Origin of the sequence: Paenibacillus wynnii, from assembly GCF_030812855.1 — a bacterium.
GTDB lineage: Bacteria > Bacillota > Bacilli > Paenibacillales > Paenibacillaceae > Paenibacillus_AQ > Paenibacillus_AQ wynnii_A.
The window spans coordinates 416456-438166 of record NZ_JAUSTK010000002.1 but is presented as its reverse complement, the minus strand read 5'-3'; the positions used below and the strand labels follow the sequence as shown (position 1 = coordinate 438166).

General features: G+C 43.0%; 20 protein-coding genes. 13 read left to right on the top strand and 7 right to left on the bottom strand.

Features of this window, described 5'->3' with window-relative positions; all coding sequences use genetic code 11:
* Positions 1–1060: group II intron reverse transcriptase/maturase (ltrA, locus tag J2T20_RS03930; RefSeq protein WP_307585756.1), on the top strand; the 1060-nt coding region annotated here is incomplete at its 5' end.
* 188 nt (positions 1061–1248) lie between these two features.
* Positions 1249–1809 (top strand): dihydrofolate reductase family protein, encoded by a 561-nt coding sequence (locus J2T20_RS03925; protein WP_307585754.1) that lies wholly within the window; start codon positions 1249–1251, stop codon positions 1807–1809.
* A gap of 2 nt (positions 1810–1811) precedes the next feature.
* Here J2T20_RS03925 and J2T20_RS03920 read toward each other — a convergent pair whose 3' ends face one another.
* On the bottom strand, positions 1812–2894 hold the full coding sequence (locus tag J2T20_RS03920) for a UvrB/UvrC motif-containing protein (protein ID WP_373457746.1): 1083 nt from the start codon (positions 2892–2894) through the stop codon (positions 1812–1814).
* A 149-nt stretch (positions 2895–3043) separates the two neighbouring features.
* Between J2T20_RS03920 and J2T20_RS03915 the strand changes: the two genes are divergently transcribed.
* From J2T20_RS03915 to J2T20_RS03900, 4 genes are all read left to right on the top strand, one after another.
* The gene (locus J2T20_RS03915) at positions 3044–3385 is read left to right on the top strand and encodes a zinc ribbon domain-containing protein YjdM (protein WP_307585800.1); all 342 of its coding nucleotides are present in this window, start codon (positions 3044–3046) and stop codon (positions 3383–3385) included.
* A 241-nt stretch (positions 3386–3626) separates the two neighbouring features.
* Positions 3627–4601, top strand: coding sequence for a glycosyl hydrolase (locus J2T20_RS03910; RefSeq protein WP_307585751.1), 975 nt, complete (start codon positions 3627–3629; stop codon positions 4599–4601).
* A gap of 79 nt (positions 4602–4680) precedes the next feature.
* Positions 4681–5733: an LLM class flavin-dependent oxidoreductase gene (locus J2T20_RS03905; protein ID WP_307585749.1), complete on the top strand. Its 1053-nt coding sequence runs from the start codon at positions 4681–4683 to the stop codon at positions 5731–5733.
* Between the two features lie 626 nt (positions 5734–6359).
* Entirely contained in the window at positions 6360–7358 is a 999-nt protein-coding gene (locus tag J2T20_RS03900; RefSeq protein ID WP_307585747.1) for a zinc-binding dehydrogenase, read from the top strand.
* Between the two features lie 55 nt (positions 7359–7413).
* Here J2T20_RS03900 and J2T20_RS03895 read toward each other — a convergent pair whose 3' ends face one another.
* Together J2T20_RS03895 and J2T20_RS03890 are read right to left on the bottom strand one after the other, a co-directional pair.
* A complete protein-coding gene (locus J2T20_RS03895; RefSeq protein ID WP_307585745.1) occupies positions 7414–8049 on the bottom strand; it encodes a guanylate kinase in 636 nt (211 codons plus the stop codon).
* 83 nt (positions 8050–8132) lie between these two features.
* Positions 8133–8936, bottom strand: coding sequence for an aminoglycoside N(3)-acetyltransferase (locus J2T20_RS03890; RefSeq protein ID WP_307585743.1), 804 nt, complete (start codon positions 8934–8936; stop codon positions 8133–8135).
* A gap of 213 nt (positions 8937–9149) precedes the next feature.
* Between J2T20_RS03890 and J2T20_RS03885 the strand changes: the two genes are divergently transcribed.
* Both J2T20_RS03885 and J2T20_RS03880 read left to right on the top strand, forming a co-directional pair.
* Complete coding sequence (locus J2T20_RS03885) at positions 9150–9785, top strand: hypothetical protein (protein WP_307585741.1); 636 nt, start codon at positions 9150–9152, stop codon at positions 9783–9785.
* The gene (locus J2T20_RS03880; protein WP_307585739.1) at positions 9782–10504 is read left to right on the top strand and encodes an S-layer homology domain-containing protein; all 723 of its coding nucleotides are present in this window, start codon (positions 9782–9784) and stop codon (positions 10502–10504) included. Before J2T20_RS03885 ends, J2T20_RS03880 begins: the two co-directional genes overlap by 4 nt.
* Positions 10505–10555: 51 nt before the next feature.
* Here the strand turns inward: J2T20_RS03880 and J2T20_RS03875 are convergent, their stop codons facing one another.
* A complete protein-coding gene (locus J2T20_RS03875) occupies positions 10556–10753 on the bottom strand; it encodes a DUF2524 domain-containing protein (RefSeq protein ID WP_307585737.1) in 198 nt (65 codons plus the stop codon).
* Between the two features lie 636 nt (positions 10754–11389).
* Positions 11390–12142 carry an SDR family NAD(P)-dependent oxidoreductase gene (locus J2T20_RS03870; protein WP_307585735.1) on the bottom strand — a complete coding sequence of 251 codons (753 nt, stop codon included), beginning with the start codon at positions 12140–12142 and terminating at the stop codon, positions 11390–11392.
* 126 nt (positions 12143–12268) lie between these two features.
* Between J2T20_RS03870 and J2T20_RS03865 the strand changes: the two genes are divergently transcribed.
* On the top strand, positions 12269–12754 hold the full coding sequence (locus tag J2T20_RS03865) for a GyrI-like domain-containing protein (RefSeq protein ID WP_307585733.1): 486 nt from the start codon (positions 12269–12271) through the stop codon (positions 12752–12754).
* A gap of 77 nt (positions 12755–12831) precedes the next feature.
* On the opposite strand, the gene J2T20_RS03860 is transcribed toward J2T20_RS03865, so the two are convergent.
* On the bottom strand, positions 12832–14472 hold the full coding sequence (locus J2T20_RS03860; RefSeq protein ID WP_307585798.1) for a histidine kinase N-terminal 7TM domain-containing diguanylate cyclase: 1641 nt from the start codon (positions 14470–14472) through the stop codon (positions 12832–12834).
* A gap of 94 nt (positions 14473–14566) precedes the next feature.
* Positions 14567–16333: a putative bifunctional diguanylate cyclase/phosphodiesterase gene (locus J2T20_RS03855; protein WP_307585731.1), complete on the bottom strand. Its 1767-nt coding sequence runs from the start codon at positions 16331–16333 to the stop codon at positions 14567–14569.
* Between the two features lie 446 nt (positions 16334–16779).
* On the opposite strand from J2T20_RS03855, the gene J2T20_RS03850 reads away from it, so the two are divergent.
* Genes J2T20_RS03850 through J2T20_RS03835 form a run of 4 tightly spaced genes read left to right on the top strand, consistent with a single transcriptional unit; the run spans position 16780 to position 21689 of the window.
* Complete coding sequence (locus J2T20_RS03850; protein ID WP_307585729.1) at positions 16780–17364, top strand: TetR/AcrR family transcriptional regulator; 585 nt, start codon at positions 16780–16782, stop codon at positions 17362–17364.
* A 42-nt stretch (positions 17365–17406) separates the two neighbouring features.
* Positions 17407–19431 (top strand): chemotaxis protein CheA, encoded by a 2025-nt coding sequence (locus J2T20_RS03845; RefSeq protein ID WP_307585727.1) that lies wholly within the window; start codon positions 17407–17409, stop codon positions 19429–19431.
* 58 nt (positions 19432–19489) lie between these two features.
* Positions 19490–19987: a chemotaxis protein CheW gene (locus tag J2T20_RS03840; RefSeq protein ID WP_307585724.1), complete on the top strand. Its 498-nt coding sequence runs from the start codon at positions 19490–19492 to the stop codon at positions 19985–19987.
* A gap of 4 nt (positions 19988–19991) precedes the next feature.
* Positions 19992–21689, top strand: coding sequence for a methyl-accepting chemotaxis protein (locus J2T20_RS03835; RefSeq protein WP_307585722.1), 1698 nt, complete (start codon positions 19992–19994; stop codon positions 21687–21689).
* The last annotated feature ends 22 nt before the right edge of the window (positions 21690–21711 follow it).

Genomic DNA, 21711 nt, shown 5'->3' with positions numbered 1-21711 from the left:
CAAAGAGAACGGAAAGAAAAGAAACTTAGGAATCCCAACTGTTGTGGACCGTGTCGTTCAACAGGCAATCGCCCAAGCACTCACACCGATCTATGAGAAACAATTCTCGGAGAACAGCTACGGCTTCCGTCCCAAACGAAGTGCACACGATGCCATCAGGAAAAGCCAATCCAACATCGATCACGGATACAAGTACGTAGTCGACATGGACTTGGAGACATACTTCGACACAGTGAATCAAAGCAAACTAGTCCAAGTATTGTCAAGAACCATCAAAGATGGGCGAGTCATTTCACTCATCCACAAATTCCTGAAAGCTGGCGTTATCGTGAAGCACAAGTTCGAGGAAACGGAAATCGGCGTGCCGCAGGGCGGCAATCTAAGTCCAATACTCAGTAACATCATGCTGAACGAACTGGATAAGGAACTCGAGAAACGAGGTCATAGATTTGTAAGGTACGCGGATGATCTGCTCATCTTCTGCAAAAGCAGAAGGAGTGCCGAACGGACGCTGGAAAACATACTCGCGTTCATCGAAGAGAAATTATTCCTGAAAGTGAATCGGGAGAAAACAGTGGTGGATGAGGCAATGAGAATTAAATTTCTGGGGTTCTCATTTTACCAACGTAACGGAGAAGCGAGGGTCAGAATACACCCGAAATCTATTGCAAAGATGAAAGCTAAAATAAAGGAACTTACATCAAGAAGCAATGGAATGGGTAACGAAACCCGTACTGAGAAGCTAAGACGTTATATCATGGGGTGGATAAACTACTTCAAGATAGCGGATATGAAGAAACTCATCCAAACAACGGACGAATGGATGAGAAGACGAATTCGCATGATCTTCTGGAAACAATGGAAACGGGTGAGGACAAAGCTTGCGATGCTGCAATCACTCGGAATCCCAAAACAAAAGGCATGGGAATACGCCAATACAAGAAAGAGCTATTGGAGAACCTCCAACAGCCCTATCCTCTCTAAATCCCTCGGAAATAACAAACTCAAAGGACTCGGTTTCTTATTCTTTTCAGACTATTATCGACAAGTTAATGCGTAAACTTAGGAACCGCCGTATACCGAACGGTACGTACGGTGGTGTGGGAGGTCGGCTACTCAATTAATGGGTAGCCTCCTACCCGATTTATCCTGATGCAACTCACCACAAATGAAACCAGGTAGGAAAAGGTTTGTGATAGTATATGATCAAGTACTTTGATTTGTTGCTATACCAGAAAGGGTGACAGTATGAGGAAAATTATTGTGTTTAATAGTGTTTCTATTGATGGTTATTATGCGGGCCAGAACGGGGCGATCGATTGGTTTATACATGACCCTGAAGTAGATCAAGCTTCGCATGAGCTGATGAATCCTGACACGATACTCTTTGGCAGACTAACCTACCAGATGTTCGAGAGCTATTGGCCTGAGGTGGCTAAGAATCCGAATGCTCCCGAAGGAGCCCGGAAGATGGCGGATGAATTGAATCAGATGACGAAGATGGTATTCTCAACAAGCCTAACGGATACTTCCTGGGAAAATTCCAAGCTCTTTCACGGAAATCTCTTGGAGGAAGTAAGAGCGCTAAAAGAGGGTAGTGGTTCCGATATCACTATATTTGGCAGCGGCACGATTGTGCAGCAGCTTGCGAACGAAGGGTTGATTGACGAGTACTTGCTTGTTCTTACACCGGTGGTTGTTGGTGGGGGAAAGCCGCTGTTCAAAGATATTAACAGAGGCAACTTTGAACTGTTAGAAACAAGAAGTTTCAAGTCAGGGATTGTGCTGCTACATTATAAAGTTAAATAAGGTTAAAATAAGCTCTTCAACAGCCCGTCTACCGCTTGATCTAAATTAGCAGGGTTCTCTTCACTAAGCCATTCCTCAGGAATAATAAGATAACTGCCGGAGCAGCTTTTTAAATGACTGTATATAATTTGGGCCTCGTCAAGTTTATGACGGCTGATTTCTACAGGAGCCTCTAAGGGTTGGTTCTTGAAATGATCTGAAATGGCTGACTGTATGCAGCTATGCAACTGCTGTATGTCCAGAGGAGTGGTATCCATCCTTGTACGAAAGAGGATACGGCTGCCTTTGATCAAAATAAGCTTGAGGGTACCTTCGTCCATAGGCTCCAATACAACAATGTTTTTGTTCTCCTCAGTGAAGCCGATAACCTTTTCTTTCTGAATCAGGGAGCTGACCGCTCCGGTTAGATCCCGGTATTTGGCCGCAGTCTCAAAATCAAACCTTTCCGCAGCCTCATTCATTCGCCTCTCCAGATCACTCAGGATACTCATATCCGTTCCATTCAATAATGCAATAATTTTATCTATGATTTCATTGTACTTCTCAAGGGCCTCTCCGCCTGCACACATCCCTATGCATAAACCAAGGGAATGATTGAGGCAGTGAGATGTTCTGGCATGGGGGCTGCTGCAGAGGATCCTTTGAGATTCCTTGATCCCTTGCACCGCTCTTTCGACAGTACTTCTGCTGGTATAGGGACCGAAATGCAGGTTTTGCCCATCCTCATTGAAATCATAGGTGACTTCGAGCTTCCGGTAGGCCTCATTCGAACGAATGGCGATGTAGCTATAGGCCATTGGATTTTTCATTTTTCTATTGTACATCGGTTTGATTTCTTTGATTAATTGGCACTCCAGCATAAAGGCTTCAAACTCCGTATCGGTGAGAATGAATTCAAGATCTCTAATGTTTCTCACTAATTGTTTTACCTTAGGAGAATGCCCTTTGGAGTTGTAGAAATAGGATTGAACTCTTTTCTTCAGCTGTTTGGCTTTGCCGACATAGATAATATGGCCCAGACTGTCCTTCATCAGATATACGCCGGGAGATAAAGGGAGAGCGGTTACCTTTTCTGTAAGATTCATAGAACTAAGTATAAACGATGATTCCCTATAGAGAAACAATTACAGATTGTCTTATTATTTGTCAACAGAAGAGGACTATGGCAGAATATAAAGAACAACCAAATATTCAAAGATCAAAAGATTAACCATAATGAATGGAGAATGAAATGATGACTGTTTTACCAAATTGTCCAAAATGCAATTCAGAATACACCTATGAGGATGGAAGTCTGTTCATTTGCCCGGAATGTGCTCATGAGTGGAATTTAGAATTAGATGCCGAGAATGGTGACGATCAGAAAGTGATCAAGGATTCAAATGGAAATGTGTTAAACGATGGGGATACTGTAACGGTTATTAAAGACCTTAAGGTAAAAGGAAGCTCATCCGTAATTAAAATAGGCACAAAAGTAAAAAACATACGTTTGGTCGATGGTGATCATGATATCGATTGTAAAATTGATGGCTTCGGAGCTATGAAATTGAAGTCTGAATTTGTTAGAAAAGTATAGAAGAACAGATCTGTAAAGTGAACATCACTATCCATACTTCACAAAGGATGTCCTAAAGCCATAGACGGCGATGGGACATCTTTTTTTATACTTGGCGTGTATTATCCGGGAGGTAAACAACTCTCTTAAAAAAGAATTAAATTTTTGTGAAATATGTACATTGACTTGTAGGGATAGACCCATTAATCTAAAAACATATATAACAATTATAACAAAAATAACAAAATGAGGAGAACTCAAGATGACTATAGTTAACAACGTGATACCCTGTAACCCTAACGCTTCAGGCGAGGTGCGGGCAGTTTTGAATTACCTCAGTGATCTTTCTGGAAAAGGGATTATTACGGGGCAGCATACACAGACCACTGTACAAAAGGAACTCCGCTATATTGAGGATGTAACCGGCAAGCTCCCGGCACTTTGCGGGTTTGAGCTGCTTGCGTATTCACCGAATATTAACTATGAGGATAGCACGGAGGCGTGCCTGTTAGAGGTCGAGGAGAATAAAAACACACTCGATAATGCATGGGATTGGGTGCTGAACAAAAAAGGATTGGCAACCTTCACCTGGCATTGGTTCTCGCCTTTTGGCAGCCGGGATAAAGGTTTTTATGCGGAGAACACGACCTTTGATGCTTCTCGGGCAATCATTGAGGGTACAGAGGAATATAAAGCCATGCTGTCGGATATGGATGTGATGGGCGGGATTTTGAAGGAGTTCGAGGTTAAAAATGTTCCAATCCTATGGCGTCCTTTCCATGAGTCGGAAGGTACATGGTTCTGGTGGGGGAGTAAGGGTCCTGAAGTGGCCAAGCAGCTGTACCGAATCATGTATGACAGATACACGAATGTGCACAAGTTAAAAAACCTCATTTGGGTTTGGAATTCACCTCTGCCGGAGGGCTATGTAGGGGATGACGTAGCAGATGTAATCTCCAGAGACTTGTACCCACCGAAGTACCAGCATACGGATTTGAACAAAGAATATGATGAGCTTGTACAAATTACACCCACTCCTAAGCCGGTTGCCCTTGGGGAAATTGGAGTCATTCCAAGCATTCAGCAGCTGTCTGAAACCAAAATCCCTTGGTTGTGGTTTATGATTTGGTCAAATGATTTCTGTACTACAGAAGAATGGACAACGAAAGAGGAATTATACAAAGCTTACAACCATGATTATGCGATCACGCTGGATAAGCTGCCGAAATTGTACTAAAGTATTGCTGTAAGGAGCAAGCTTAAGTCAAGGCTGATTAACGAAGCTGCTAACCAAAAACGGTGAAGGAGGACAGATCTTGGAGATAGGTGTGAGTACTTTTGTAGAAACAACACCGGACGTCCAAACCGGCAAGACCATGAGTCATGCACAGCGTTTGCGTGAGGTAGTGGAGGAGATTGTTCTCGCAGATCAGGTGGGGTTGGATGTATTTGGTGTAGGTGAGCATCATCGCAGGGATTATGCTGCATCCTCTCCTGCAGTCCTGTTGGCTGCAGCTGCATCACAGACGAAGCGGATAAGGCTGACAAGTGCAGTAACTGTGCTTTCTTCTGCGGACCCTGTTCGTGTGTTTCAGGATTTTGCTACACTTGACGGGATTTCGAACGGTCGTGCAGAGATTATGGCGGGCCGGGGTTCTTTTATCGAATCCTTTCCGCTGTTCGGTTATGACTTGGACGATTATGATGAATTGTTTGATGAGAAGCTGGAGCTGCTATTGAAGCTGCGGGAGTCTGAGAAAGTAACCTGGGAGGGCGGGCATCGGCCGGCCATTAACAAACTGGGTGTATATCCCCGTCCGGTTCAGAATCCTTTGCCGGTGTGGATTGGCAGCGGTGGGAATAAAGAATCTGTGATTCGGGCAGGCCTGCTCGGACTGCCTCTGGTTCTAGCAATAATTGGCGGTAGCCCCACGCAATTCGCACCGCTCGTCCAGCTCTATAAAAAAGCAGCCGAACAAGCAGGTCATGATGTATCCCTGTTGCCGGTTGCGTCGCATTCGCATGGTTTCATTGCAGAGGATACCCAGCTTGCGGCGGATCGATTTTTCCCCTCCACACAGGCCAGTATGAATGTAATTGGGCGGGAGCGGGGCTGGGGGCATTACAACCGCTCCACTTACGATGCCGCACGCAGCTTGGAGGGAGCGCTGTACGTAGGCGACCCCGAGACCGTTGCGCAGAAAATCATTCATCTTCGCAAGAATGTAGGGATTACTCGCTTCTTCCTGCATGTTCCGCTTGGCACTATGCCCCATGAGGAAGTAATGAGGGCCATTGAGCTGCTCGGGACAGAGGTGGCGCCGCGGGTTCATGAAGAAATAGCCAGGTGGGAGTCGGTTTCGATATAATCGAGTTGCTATAAAGACCTTTCTGGATCTCAGGGGGGTCTTTATGGTTTATAAGTAAAGCTCGGCCTCTAGTATTTGTTATGTTAAAATAACAATAAATACTAACTATATGGATTTTACTTAAGATTTACTCATTGGAATGTAGTCGTAACTATGGAGTATGTTTAGACTTTGAGTTTCCAACCGTGAGAGCCTTATGAAAATGATTAGGCGTTCATGTAGGACACTCGGGGAGAACCACGCACAGATTTAACTTCACCTGATGTTTCACCGGGTTTGGGGCAACTACGCCTTACAGGTAGCCGAATCCGGGTTGCGGACCAGTCCTTCGGCGAATTAGAGGGGAAAATGCCCGCTAATACCGACCGAAACGCCAGGAATATGAGATTAAAGGGAAAATATCCCTATAATCTTACCTATACCGCCCCAAAAAGGTATATTCTCAAAATTAGCGGGCGAAATCCCCTCTAATTGCCCAAACGGGGTGCTGGATGCAGAAATAGAGGGAGAAAACCCCTCTATTGGGGGAAAAGAATTTCTGTCCTTCTCGTCACCTGTAAAGCAAAAGCGAGAAGGAACGAATGGTAATTTGAAAACCATATTTAATAGGAATAGGAGCCGTTAATATGACTGTTATGAAAGCAGTAGTACTCACAAAGCCTGGAGCACCGGATACTTTAACCGTGGTGTCCGATCAACCGATTCCGAAGCCGAAGGCCGGTGAGATCCGGGTTCGTGTTCATGCGGCAGGTCTTAATCCCGTTGATTATAAGCTGGCCATGAACGGTCATCCGCACTGGGAGTATCCATTTATTCCGGGTGTTGATGTTGCCGGGGTTGTCGACGAAGTGGGGGAGGGAGTCTCGCAATGGTATATCGGGGATCGGGTCGTTTATCACGGTGATTTCACTAAACCCGGCGGCTTTGCGGAATATAGCATAACTACGGCTCATACTGTCGCGGCTATTCCAGACGGAATTTCCTTTGAAGACGCTGCGGCATTTCCGTGTGCCGGATTAACCGCCTATCAAGCCATCCTGCGTAAAATGCACATGAGACCGGGGCAGTCCATTCTCATTCATGCCGGCAGCGGCGGAGTTGGCGGGTATGCTATTCAGCTGGCTAAGCTGTGTGGTGCTTCTACAATCATAACGACTGCATCTCCCCAGAATGAGGAGTACGTTCGGGGGTTAGGAGCCGATATCGTAATTGACTACAATACCGAAGATGTATATGCCAGAGTGATGTCCGTAACCGAAGGGCAAGGTGTTGATCTTATCCTTAACTCGATTAATAGGGCTACAGCCCAAAAAGACTTGTCCATTCTCTCCTTTGGAGGTCAGCTCGCTTGTATCGCCGGTGCACCCGAGACTGTGGCAGATTTTCAACCCTCTACCAAAACCTTCACGATTCATAAGCTGATGCTTGGCGGTGCCCATGGTTCCGGCAATCGGAAGGAAGAAGAGGATCTACCCGTGATGATGGAGCACTTCTTATCTCTGATGCTGGAGAAGAAGATAGATCCTCTGGTAAAGCAGGTTATTTCATTAGATGAAATTCCTTATGGGTTGAAGCGGTTGTCAGAGAAACATGTGCAGGGTAAGATTGTGGCGCAAATTTCCTAGGTAGGAACCAATAGAGTATATGAGATAGTTTACTTCAGTGTTGTCAGTACCTATCTCATATCTTGTCCTGCAAAAATTCTTTGATCTTCAAGAGGGTGGTATCCGGATTCAGGTTTTGCAGCAGATATTCCGATTCCTTTTTATAGATCACTTGCTCTGTATAATTCCCCAAATATTCTTCCACAATACCAGACGGAACGGCTTCCCGCTCCAAGCGAAGACGGATATCATCCTTCGTAACATACAGAAAGATTCGAATGGCAGCATCCCCGAATTTTTTGCGGAACGCCTGAACTCCATCATGATTTACGACGACGATGGCAACATTACGTAACTCCAAGGCCTTGAAGAGCTCATACTCCGAGATTCCATAGTGCCCTCTTTCCAAATGCACCGTCTGAAAAAATACCTTCCTTTCCAGCATGGCCTGGAATTCACCGTCAGAGATAAAGTGGTAATGCTCTCCGTTTCGTTCTTGCGGACGGATGGAGCGAGTAGTATATGGATATACGTAGGGAATCCCCAGTAATAGGCTTAGTTGTTTGGCTGTATTTTTGCGTCCTGAGCCGCTCATTCCGGTAATCACGATAACCTTATCCTGTGAAGATTCCATCTTGTTTGTCTCGGCAGGTTGGTTGTTCGGCTCATGTCTGTTCGCTGATGTCTTTGGTGATTTCAGCCAGTCCCACATCGCTGCTCCTCCTTACATAACCGCTGTAATACTTATTATTTCGACAAAAAACTTCATAACCCTGCGGTTAAAAATGGAATGAGTTATTGTCTGTTCTTCTCCATCCATTCAACGGTCCAGTCTATCAGGGGTCTAACCTTCATGAATCTAACATCGGCATTTCCTACTTTATGAATTCGGATATTTTGTTCTTTGTCATATTCGTTACCTAGTCTTATAAAATCTTCATCATCGACCGCTTGAGTATTGTAAGTCACCCATTGTCTGTTTCCATCCACCATTACGGCACTGCTTTCATTCGTAAATTGTTTAGTCGGAAAGTTCGCTCTGGTTTCAGCTAGATGGAGAGAAGTGTTTTTTTCATATCCGACCCCGATTAATAGTACATGTCCATCTAGTTTATACAGTTTATCTATAGGGGAGTTCTCGCCGAAAATATGGCTAAGATCATGTTCTTCGGTTAGGTATTCAGCATATTTGCCTAATGCCGCTATGGATCTGGCCGGGTGATTAGATCTTTTGGCCCCGGGCCATGTTCTAAGCATTTCAGCAACCGCCCCCATACCGATGGAAGGGGTAATTTCTTTATCAAATGCAGGCCAGTGATCTCGGATAATAGGCCACCATTCTACGGGTTCTTCCCAGTGCACGCCGGTGGAAGGATCGAGATTTTTCCATGTCTGAGAAGGCATCATTAATGTCCCTTCCTCACCAATGAGGTCAAGAAGTGATCTAATCATCGTTTCCGCCCCGCCCACAACAAAGCCCAGGTTTTTTAATGAAGTATGTGCAGATATCGTTTGCCCCTTGGCTACCCCGCAATCTTGAAACTGTTTGATTAAATCTGCTTTCGTTAAAATCACTCTGGTTTCTTCTTTTGCAGTCATTATAATCCCTCCAACAGCACAAGTATAATTGAGATTTCTCAATCATTATATGTGAATATGGAAAAATTCACTATACCCTAAACAGTAATAAAATGCTCTCACTGTTCCTCGGCAACCGTCTGCGAATTTTTGTTAACGGAACCTTAATTTGGAACTTATACTTTGTCGATAACAAAGTTTTGATTTATATTTTCTTTTAAAGGAGATAGATTCATGAGCAGGTTTTACCGTCCCATTCTGATTTTGGCATTGCTGTTTTACGGATTTATATACCTAACCCCTGCCTCTGCAGAGGAGAAGAGTATTACGGAAGATTCGGTAAAGGTAAAATACGACTTTAATGAGATAAAAGTTCTTTATGCTGCAGAATTTTTAGCTTATCCCGAAGCGGCTCCCCTGAAAACAGATACTGTTATGAGCTCGGTCTACACTAACTTGGATCCTATTCATGTTATGTATGGTGAGGTGACTCTAGGTACTGGCGGCGATATGAAAGAAGAGTTCATTAGAGTCAGCGAGGGCAACCTGTTCACGCGTGGTTTGTCCAACGGCTCTTCCTGGGATAATTATGGGGCCATGGATACTGAGAATAAGATTATATCTACGGAATTCGTAACCGGAAAAACCCTAAAGGGCAGCAGTGTGGTCAAAGATTACTCACTGGGCTGGAAAACAATCAAACTGACGCGCAGCATGGATAAGCTCGGAGTAATGAAGGATATGACCCTTTATTTTAAATGGGACTTAATGGGCAGTTCTGATCCGTTTTTTGAAAAATTAATAGGTACAGTATATAAAGCGGATTTGAGCAGCTTGAAGTTCGTAGGGCAGCCGGAGGTTGGGCCATGATGAAAAGAGCTATTCCTTCAATACTCGTAGTGGTCATGACGTTCCTAATAATAAACTCAGCCGTCTTTGGAGCAAATGAAATTAAGAATCAGAATATGGCCGATATCCTTAAACAACTGCAGCTGTTTCAGGGCAGTAACCAAGGTTACGAATTAGATAAGGTTTTTACAAGAGCACAAGGGGCGGTGATGCTGCTTCGTTTGCTTGGCTGGGAGGATGAGGCTGTACAATATGGGGGACATTCGAAGTTTACAGACGTCAGAACATCGCATTGGGCGGCTGCAACAATCGCTTATGCCAGCAGCAAGGGGTTGGTTAAAGGTGTTACGAATTTAAAATTTGCACCTAATGAGGTTATGAATGGTTCACAGTTTATTACACTAACCTTGCGGGCATTAGGATATACTAATGCGGAACCGCGAGTTGTGCTTGATTTAGCGATCACAAGTGGTTTATTAGAGGCTGAGACTGCGAAGAATCTGATTGGGAAAAAGGTATTCCTGCGCGATGACATGGTTGCTGTTGCCTACAGTGCCCTACAGACTAAAATGTTTAACAGTGATATGACTTTACTGCAAAAGCTGGTGGATATTGACCATACTGTAGCTAAGGAGGCGGCGCTTGTCTCTGGACTTTACCGGGAATCACCCACGATCCAAAACTCAAGTGACCCTATGGATCAGATCGAGGCTGCAATCCGTAAGGCTTTACATCCATAAATTAAAAAGCAAACAGGCTCTCCGCTAAGCAGCGGGAGCCTGTTCTAATATTCACTCGTATACGGATTGGTGATTGATATCGCATTTGTTAAGGATGAACGAGATTTGATTCTCAAGACGGTTAATATGCTCTTGCGAAGCTTGATCCTTAGGCTCCTGAAGGTTGAGGTCTGCGAGCTCCTGCTTCAGCTGATGGAGGTCTTCGCTTGCGTTTGCACAGTCGTAGTTACTTTCAAGATTCTCAAGCATGGGTAACCTCCATTCTATAATTGGTGCATTTTATTATTATGGAGAAAACCCTTTAACTTATACGGCATAATCATGAAATGAACAAACAAAAAACCGTACGGGTTATCGTACGGTTTTTTCTATCGAACAATAAGTCCATATCTATTTATATTTAATTACGTTGCCCAATCGCCCTACTAGTTTCTAGAGTCGCCCCAGGTCGTAATTCAATATAACTATAAATTTAAGGCTCTTTCTCGAAATCAGTGCTTGATTTTCCGTTTACGTCACTGTGCCGGGAACGATTTCGATTTAACTTCGCCTGATGTTTCACCGGGTTTGGGATAACTACGTCTTACAGGTAGCGAATCCGGGTTGCGGACCCGTCCTTCGGTGAATTAGAGGGGAAAATGCCCGCTAATACCGACCGAAACGCCATGAATATGAGATTAAAGGGAAAATATCCCTATAATCTTACCCATACCGTCCCAAAGAGGTATATCCTCAAAATTAGCGGGCGAAATTCCCTCTAATTGCCCAAACGGGGTAGCGGGTGCAGAAATAGAGGGAGAAAACGCCTCTATTGGGCGTAATGGATTTCTGTCTTTCTCGTCACCTGTCAAGAACTGATATTAGTGTTGAGCCCAATTTAATAGATTAAATAGAATAAGGAGTGGCCTCTATTTTTGTTGCTTTAACTACAGCTTCATCCAAAGTCATTCCAACGAAATTTTGTGCATGCAGGAAACGTCCGCTTTTGTTATCGTCGACAAAGGCACCTACAGCTATTCCGGGAATCACGCTTTCTACAGGACTGGTAGCCTGCGGCCCACCCAAATCGGTTCTGCACCAGCCTGGATCGGTTAGACTAATAATGACATCTGTTCCGTCTAGTCTGGATGCCAGATCCTTCGTGAACTTATCAAGGGCAGCCTTACTGGCAGCATAGCCGGACTGCTCCGGTTCATTCTTAATTCCGCTTGTTGTATTAATAATCCGACCAAATCCGCGCTCCATCATTTTAGGAATTAAGCGGTTACAAATGGTTGCTATAGAGATAAAGTTAATCCGGAAGCTCATCTCAAAGTCTTCAACCGGCGTATTGTAATAATCCGTTCGGTAGGCAATTTGGACGGCAGCATTATTGAAAAGAATATCTACAGGTGTTCCTTTGGCCTCAATTTCGTCCAGCATAGCAACCACTTCTTCGTGATTAGCCAGCTCAGCCTGCACGCAATAAGCATCAATGCCAAAAGATTTAACCTCTTCTTCTACCTTTTGTGTATGTTCTAAATTTCTGCTGTGTAAAATTAGATTACAGCCTTGCTTGGCCATAAAAATGGCTGTTTGATAGCCTACACCTCTGCTTGCACCCGTAATCAGTGCCCATTTTCCTTTTACATTTATCATTATTTACTCACCCTTTCACCTGTATATTATTTCCGATTGCCATTGTACCATATTCTTCGAACCTGACAGAGAGCTGTCTACTTCCCCAAGGTACAATAAGATCAAATCGAGGAGAAGAGGGCGACTATGACTAAGCATATTGTGAAGAAGCAATGGATGACATTATCAGGTATTAGTACACGTACAACAAATGCCAAGGAAATGGGTTCAAACGGACGTTTGCCACAGCTTTGGGAGAACTATTTTCAGAGAAGTATAGGGGCTCAGGCTGAAGTTGTCGATCCTCATCTGATCTATGCTCTATATACAGATTATGAAAGTGATGCCACCGGGGCCTACACGGTTCTTATCGGGCATGAGCTAAATAACAATGGAGTCCAAGCGGATACCGACTTAGATCGCGCTGTGGTTCCAGAGAGCACATATATGGTATTCACCACTAGAAAAGGTCCTGGCTTTGAAGTGGTTGCTGAAGCATGGGGGGGAATTTGGGAATACTTTAGCCATTCACAAGAAGAAGAGCGGAGTTACACTGGGGATTTTGAAATCTATGATTCCCAAAATCTTGATCCATCCAATACCGTGGTGAAAATTTACATTGCCATTAAATAGCTATAATAGCTTGTCGACAAAAAAGCCCATGAGAATTTTCTCTCGGGCTTTTTGATTATCTATACTTGTAGAGGTCATTATCTTAGGATGCTGACGATTTGGTTACGGCCTTCTTTTTTAGCTTGGTACAAGGCCTTATCTACAGATTCAAATAAATCATTTAAATAGGTTTTGGGGCTGTCTGTATGTTCTGTTCTGAAATCATTATTCATGGATAGCAGTCCCATACTAATAGTGACGGATACGGGATGGGCGGCATTCTCGACAATCACTTTGTTCAATTCAATACTATCTTTGATACGTTCAGCCCAAGGGATTGCTTCGGATGGAGTCGTATTTGGCAGATACACGATGAACTCCTCACCGCCGTAGCGAGCGAAAATGTCATTCTCCCGCAGGGTTTGTTTGATGATCTCCACCGTGCTGCAGATCACTTCATCACCTGCTAAATGTCCGTAGTTGTCATTCACCAGTTTGAAAAAATCGATATCCAACAGAAATATCGCAAACGGTGTCCGACTCTTCCTATTCTTCATTACCTCATGCTCTAACTGCTGCGTTAAGTAATGGCGATTATAACATCCTGTTAAGCTGTCTGTAATAGCCATTTGCTTGAGCTTCCGGTTGGTTTGAGAAAGCTCGTTCTGTATCCCGATTAACATCAAATTACGCTCCTGTAGAATATCGTTCTGAAGAGTCGTCTCATCAAAGAGGCTGCGAAGCTCAGTCATATCCTGGAATGTTATGATTCGCCCCACCATTATTCCTCTTACCATGATAGGTGCCGCCTCAAGTTTTATATATCTATGGATTGTTGTATGTAGCCATTCGAACTCAATTTTCTCCAAGGGATGGTCTTGGTAAGTCTTAATGAATTGACGCATTCTACTATCAGATTGTCCTTTAGTAACAATGTTGGCCATATTAAAGCGATCACCGATATGGAGGTTCAAGTAGGGAAGTAGGGATTGATTGATCTCCACAACGGTTTCACCCTCATCAAGCACCAGAATCCCATACGCAATGGTATCAATGATATCCTGATGGGCAATGGTCACAATATCTAGAACCTTATCCCGATGAATGGAAATCACAAAAAAGACTGCGGATACTAAAATACCAAGTGACGTTAAACCCGGGATGACGGGCAGATACGCATCTAAAATAACATTAAAAAATATATCCAATAGTATAAATGTTGTCATTACTATAATCCCTTTGAAAACCTGCTGAACCTGGTTCTTGATACGCTGTGAGTTGCCTGATACTAGAGTTATATAGATGATGTAAAACGAAGTAACAATATAGATTATCATGACGATAATAATGCACCAAAAAATAGGGCCATAGATTCTTTGGATGTACTCGCCCCCCACGGGAAGAACAAACAAATTATACGGGTTGGTTATCACACCAAGAGATAAAAGGACCGAAGGTATGAAAAGTAATAATGATGTTTTCATTCGCAGAAACTTAGATTTTCCCGTCAGGAAAATGGTAAAGAGAAGCCATCCTGTAGTCAACATAGAGGAGTCGATAAATGCGACCTTCACGTAAAATAACTGAAACATGGGATTTTCCGTAGTTTTTATAGCGAATTGACAGAAAGGCCACAGCATCATGGAAAAGTGGAAGACCAGATAGACCTTGTGCAGATTGGTAATAGTAACCGAAGCGAAAACGTAAATAAATAAAGCAAATAAAAGTAAGAACAACATTAGATCAATCCATACCACTAGATCCAATAGACTGCACCCTCTTAATTAAGATGTCCACTCTTATTCTACCACATAAAAAAAGCTACTTACCAAATTAAACTTCAGCCCGACCCATTAATAGTTCTACAATCGACTCTGCTGCTAACGGCTTGCTGAATAAGTAACCTTGGATTTTGTCGCAGCCTTGCTCCTGTAAATACTCCAACTGCCCCGATTTCTCTACACCCTCTGCAACCACGCACATGTTCATCCGCTTGCCGATCATGATGATTTCCTGTACTAGAGTGGATTGATTGGTTCCTGTGAGAATCGTATCAATAAAGGACTTATCTATTTTCAGCGTGGAAATCGGCAGGTGAGTCAGATAGCTTAAGGAAGAATAGCCTGTTCCAAAGTCGTCCAAAGCGATTTTAATATTAAGATCTCTTAGCTGCTTCAATTTATCGCTAACGTAGTCGTAGGATTCTACCAGAACGGATTCAGTGATCTCTAATTCCAGATAATGAGGCTCCAGTCCAGCGGCCTTCAGGGTATCCACTACCAGTTCATTGAAATCCGTCTGCAGCAGTTGAAGCATTGAAATATTGACGGACATGGTTAACTCCGTAAAACCCTGCCCATGCAGGCTTTTCAGGAAATCACAGGCTTTTTGCAGAACCCAGGCTCCCAAAGGAATGATGATGTGGGAATCCTCGGCGACCTTGATGAATTTGAGGGGAGAGACATAACCCAGCACAGGACTATTCCAGCGCAAAAGAGCTTCCAGCCCGGTAATTTTATTCTGTGCCAAGTCAACTTGGGGTTGATAATAGAGCTCGAACTCCTGTTGTTCCATGGCAGCATACAGCTGCTTCTCAATATTCATTCTCTCGCTGAAGTCGTCATTTAGGGGCTGGTCAAATATAACGTATTTGCCCTTTCCCGCATCCTTCGCCTTGTACATAGCAATGTCTGCCCGTTTGACCAGCTCCATAATATCATTGCCATGCTCCGGGTAAACACTGATTCCAATACTAGTACTGATATGTAGTAGACTGTTATCCATATCTACAGCCTTTTTGAATCCGGCGAGAATTCGGCTTGCCATAAGGTTGATACTAGCTGCATCCGTTAGTGGATGCAGAAGAATTATGAATTCATCGCCTCCGAAGCGGTAAACCACACCCTCTTCCCCTACGATGGAAATTAATCTTTGACTTGCTTTTATTATAAGTCGGTCTCCAAAGCCATGACCCATGGTATCGTTGATATATTTAAAGTTATCGATATCTACAAACATTAAGGCTGCATGACCGCTAGAGTCCGTACGGATGTATTGGGATGCATTCTCATATAAGGCCAGCTTGTTGGGCAGGCTCGTCAGTAGATCATGATAGGCAAGATGGTGCATCTTTTCTTCGTTCTCTGTGAGCTTGCGTTGATTATCACTCAGATGATCATATTGCTGTCTGAGTTCCTCCTCAGTAGCTGTTATTTCCTCGTAGGCAGACTCCAGGTTTTCATAGGTGCGCATCAAATCCTTGTAGGCGATCTCGAGCTTTTCTTCTGTTCTTTTAATTTGTTTAAGCGTCCTCAGAATAAGGCTGAAGATAATGAGAGCCGTCATAAAAACAAAGAACCAGCCTTTGATCATATTAATTTGGGCAATGAGCTCTGTGTTTTTAGTAAAGGTGGAAACGGCTTTATCCGTAAAAAGAATCCATAAGCACCCAACAATGAAATAAATTCCGGCAATTCTCGTAGAACCCCAGAGTGGTTTGAAGCTATGCTTATTTATAGGTTCAAGATCAATTCCTTCATAGGACTCCAACCCTACAGTGGCTGATTCTTTGGTTCTATTGCTATTATCTCTTTGCAACATATTGCCCCTCCCGATAGTCAAGCCTGATCATAACTTTGTTCTTAGAATTTTCAACATCTTCCTTCAAAATCCTCTATTTTTCAGCATTATTAGTATTGATTGCATGAACCTCATCCTTATTGTGAAGTATACAACATCTGTCCTTAGCCGTGTAAGATGGATTGAGTACTGCATGAAGAGAAGGGCCTAAGGGCCTCTTTCATTATTTGTCGGGTGAAGTATCGGTTAGGATCCTGCATGTATCTTGCAATTCGACAAAATGCGAAGTGTAAAAATGAAAAATTGCCTATATTTACACAACTTTCGAACTAAAAATCCACCATAAATCCCGAAAATTCACAAATTGTTCCCATAATATTCTAAATACTTAGTTCTTTTTCAGTAGTTTCTGGAGTATACTTCGCATGTAAGTAAGTGTTTACTAACATTTGGGAGCGAATGAATTTATGGGGAAAACACTCATTCATACGAAAGAGGGTCTTGTGTTATCTACGATTGAGGTCATAAACGACGTTGGTATTAGTAACTTATCCATTCGAAAGGTAGCTTCTCAGCAGGGTGTTACAGAAGCCGCTATATTTCGCCATTACAAATCTAAAAACGAGCTTCTGCTAGCGGTATTAGATTACTTCTCCAAATATGACTCCGATGTTTTTGCCACCGTACAACTTAAGCAATTAACTCCAACCGAATCCATCCACTATTGCTTGAATACCTACTCTACATATTATGAGAACTACTCAGCGATCACCGCAATAACACAAATATATGAAGTGTTTCGTAATGAAATGGAACTTCGAGAGAAGATTGATAGGATCATCAAGGATCGGACGAATTTTATGACTGGGCTTATTGATGAAGCCATTCAAAAGAATGAAATCGCCCCTCATGTCGACAGCGAACAGCTTGCCATTATGATTTGGGGGTACTTCCGTGAGGTTTGTATGAAATGGAGGATTAGTGAATACGCATTTCCGCTTAGAAAGCGTGTTCAAGAATCGCTGCATATGATTTTGAGAGCTTTCAGCTAGAGGGAATAGTACGTATTGGAGAGTTTAGGGAAGGTGATAACAATGACCGAGGATTACATCAACGAGCCTATGCTTGAGATGTTTATTTATGAGACCTCGCTTCTGCTAGAGCAACTGGAACAAAAAATGTTGGAGAATGAGAGTGACGCCTCCTACAAAGAAGAAGTTATCAATGAAATTTTCCGCCACATGCATAGTATTAAAAGCTCAGCTGCGATGATGCTGTTCAATGATATCTCTAAGCTAGCCCATTCCATTGAGGATCTTTTCTATGTTATACGTGAAGAAAAGCCGGTGCATATTGAATACTCGGTACTCTCTGACCTTGTCTTTGAGGGGATTGACTTCATTAAGGTAGAAATCCTCAAGATCAAAGCAGGGGATGAGGCGGATGAGGATTCTTCCGAGTTAATCCAGCGCATTGGGTGTTACCTGGAACAGTTAAAGGAGAACAATCCTGATCTGAAGGCCGCAACCGGCACCAAAAATTCGCAAAAACAGCAGCAATTTTACATTTCCAATAACAAAAAAATAGAAAAGTCTAATCATAAACATACCTATCAAGCCCGTGTTTTTTTTGAAGATGGCTGCGAGATGGAGAACATCAGAGCTTTCACTATCGTTCATAATCTGAAGGATTTTGCCACTGAGCTTCATCATGAACCTAGTGACATCATTGAATCCGAGGATAGCGTAGAGACGATACGAGCAACGGGATTTATACTTCATTTCAAATCCAATCGAAGCTATGACGAAATGCATCAATTCTTTTCACAAACGATTTTCCTCAGGGATCTGGAGTTAATCGAACTGGTTCACGAAGAGACAGAACCGGGGACTGATGTTCAACAAACCCCTGTCAAAGTCAAAGGGAATGAAGAGAATAAAACTATGAATGCGGCGGCATCCATCATTAGTGTGCAGGTGGACAAGCTGGACCGTTTGCTCGACTTAGTGGGTGAGATGGTCATCGCCGAAGCCATGGTAACCGAGAATCCGGATCTGGATGGCCTGCAACTCGATAATTTTCAGAAAGCTGCCCGTCAGTTGAAGAAAATAACCAGCGAGATTCAAGATATGGTCATGGCGATTCGTATGGTTTCGTTATCCACAACGTTCCAGAAGATGAATCGGCCAGTTCGTGATATGTCCAAGAAATTAAATAAAGAAGTGAAGCTGAACTTGATTGGTGAGGAAACTGAAGTAGATAAGAATATTATTGAACACCTGTCGGATCCCCTGATGCATTTGATTCGAAATTCCATGGATCACGGGTTAGAATCTCCAGAGGAAAGAGAACAGAAGAATAAACCGCGGGTAGGGACGATCACGCTCGAGGCCAGAAATATCGGTAGCGATGTTCTTATTGTAATTAAGGATGATGGAAGAGGATTAAATCGAAATAAAATATTACAAAAGGCCCAATTGAATGGGCTGCTGAGAAGGCCTGAACACGAATATACGGATAAAGAGATTTACAATATGATCTTTCAGCCGGGATTCTCTACTAAAGAAGAGGTTACAGAGTTCTCCGGTAGAGGTGTAGGCATGGATGTGGTGGCCAACAATGTCGAGACCATTGGCGGGGTTCTAAATGTGGATAGTGCAGAAGATCGGGGGACCGTAATAACCATCCGGATTCCGATCACGCTGGCCATCGTAGATGCCATGAATATCCGAGTGGCTGGGTCCCAATACACTATTCCAACCGCTTATATAAGAGAGTCTTTGAAGCCAAAGGCTTCCGATCTGATTGTGGACCCGAATGGGAATGAAATGGTCATGTTGCGCGGCCTTTGCTACCCTTTAATCCGGTTGCATGAACGATTACATCAATCAACGGAGCGCACCTCTTTAACAGATGGAATAATTATGATTCTTGAGAATGACGAGAAGGGTTTTTGCATTTTGGCGGACGAATTGTTAGGCCAAAAGCAGGTCGTTGTGAAAGCACTTCCAAGCTTATTCCAACAGCAGTCGCACAAAGTAGAGGTCCTGGCGGGATGTACGTTGTTAGGAGATGGAAGCATCAGCTTAATTCTCGATATTCCCAGACTATCAAGTTGAATAGGTTGAGGCTAAAGATAAGTAATATCTATTTTTTAAAAAGGGAGTTGGTCTATCCATGTCCGTAAATATACAGGACGAATTAGAGGAAGATACGCAGAAGGGTAAATTTTTGACATTCATTATGGGTGAGGATTTCTATGGCATTGAAATTAATCACGTAAGGGAGATTATTGGAATACAACCGATCACGGAAGTGCCGGATCAGCCCGAATACCTACGGGGAATTATTAATCTCCGGGGCAAAATCATCCCCGTGATGGATATACGATTGCGATTTGGTAAAGTGTTCATGGATTACAACGACAGAACCTGCATTATTGTAGTGGACATCGAGAATATATCCTTAGGACTTATTGTAGATGCTGTTTCGGAAGTGTTGTCCATACCTGATAGTGAGATTGTTGCTCCTCCTGAAATGAATAAAGGCGGTCATCATTTTATTAAGGGGATTGGTAAGGTTGGAGCCGAAGTTAAGCTGTTATTGGATTGCAAGACACTGTTGGTCAAAGGCTCATGGGATGGAAATGAACAGCTAGATACATTAGGAGGATAAACAAATGAGATGGATATATAACTTAAAAATAGGAACAAGATTGATCTCTGCATTTATTATAGTCGCATTAATGACGGGATTAGTTGGATTTATAGGAATTCTCAATATTAAGCAGGTAAATAATGACTATTCGGATTTATATGTTAATTATGGTGTGGCCTCTGGAGATTTAGGACATGTTGGCATGGACTTCCACAATATCCGCGCAGCGATAAGGGATGTGCTCATTAAGAAAACGGTTAAAGAACGGGAGCCTTATTTCACAAAGATTAAAGCATTAGATACCAGTATGGAAACGTACTTAGGTAAATTCGAAGGCAGTATTCAATCGGAGGAAGTACGCGCAGCCTACAATTCATTAATGGAATCCCTTAAAACCTATAAAGAAGTCAGAGAAAGAGTAAGTACTCTGGCTCAAGAGAACCAAATGGATGCCGCAGTGACCTTGTTCTACGGGGACGCACTTCAGCCAGCTATCGAGGCTAACGACAACCTGGATAAATTGATTGGTCTGAAGGAAAGCGGCGGTCTCAAGAAGTCAGATGAGTACTCCATTACAGTCAATAATACAGTCAATACAATGATTATTATTGTTGTTGCAACTATAATCCTTGCTATCGCTTTAGGCTTGTTCATCTCCCGAATTATAAGTAAGCCCATTAATCGGTTAGTTCTTGTGTCTGAGGAAATGGCCAACGGGAATCTTGATGTAACTATTGATACTAGCTCTGAGGATGAAGTAGGGATTTTATCCAAGTCATTCATGAGAATGTCAAATAATATGAATGAGGTTCTGAATAATATCAGTTCTGCAGCAGATCAGGTCGCTTCCGGAGCAAGGCAAATGTCGGAATCCAGCATAGCTTTGTCTGAGGGAGCGACTGAACAAGCCAGTTCTGTTGAAGAACTATCTGCTTCTTTAGAGGAAATTTCCTCCCAAACGAAGCTGAATGCCCATAACTCCAATAACGCCAATCAATTGGCAGAAACCGCACAGCAGAATGCTATCCATGGTAATGAGCAGATGGGCAGTATGCTTCGGGCAATGGAAGAGATCAATGACTCCTCCATTAATATCTCTAAAATTATTAAAGTTATTGATGAAATTGCTTTTCAAACCAATATTCTAGCCTTAAATGCAGCGGTGGAAGCGGCTCGAGCTGGACAGCATGGTAAAGGCTTTGCTGTTGTTGCCGAAGAAGTTAGAAATTTAGCAGCAAGATCGGCCAATGCAGCCAAAGAAACGACAGCTATGATTGAAGGCTCTATCAAAAAAGTCGATGTGGGTACGAAGATTGCCAACAATACAGCTGTAGCGCTGCAAAACATTGTAGACGACGTTGCCAAAGTAGCTGATCTTATCAGTAATATCACCATTTCCTCGAATGAGCAAGCCTTAGGTGTTGCACAGATTAATCAGGGGATTCTTCAGGTTTCTCATGTGGTGCAGACCAATTCTGCAACCTCTGAGGAAAGTGCGGCTTCGAGTGAAGAACTAACACAGCAGGCTCTGATGCTACAAGAACAAGTCAATCGCTTTCAGCTAAAAAGAGGCAACCCATCTATGCAATACGACAGAGAAAACCTTTCTATTAAATCTTATCCGTCCAAGGATTCGTATGTTCGTAATGAAGCTGCTGCAACTAGAACCAAACGTGTAACAAGTATATCGTTAAGTGATAGTGACTTCGGTAAATATTAAAAATCAATATACAAAGGCAGGG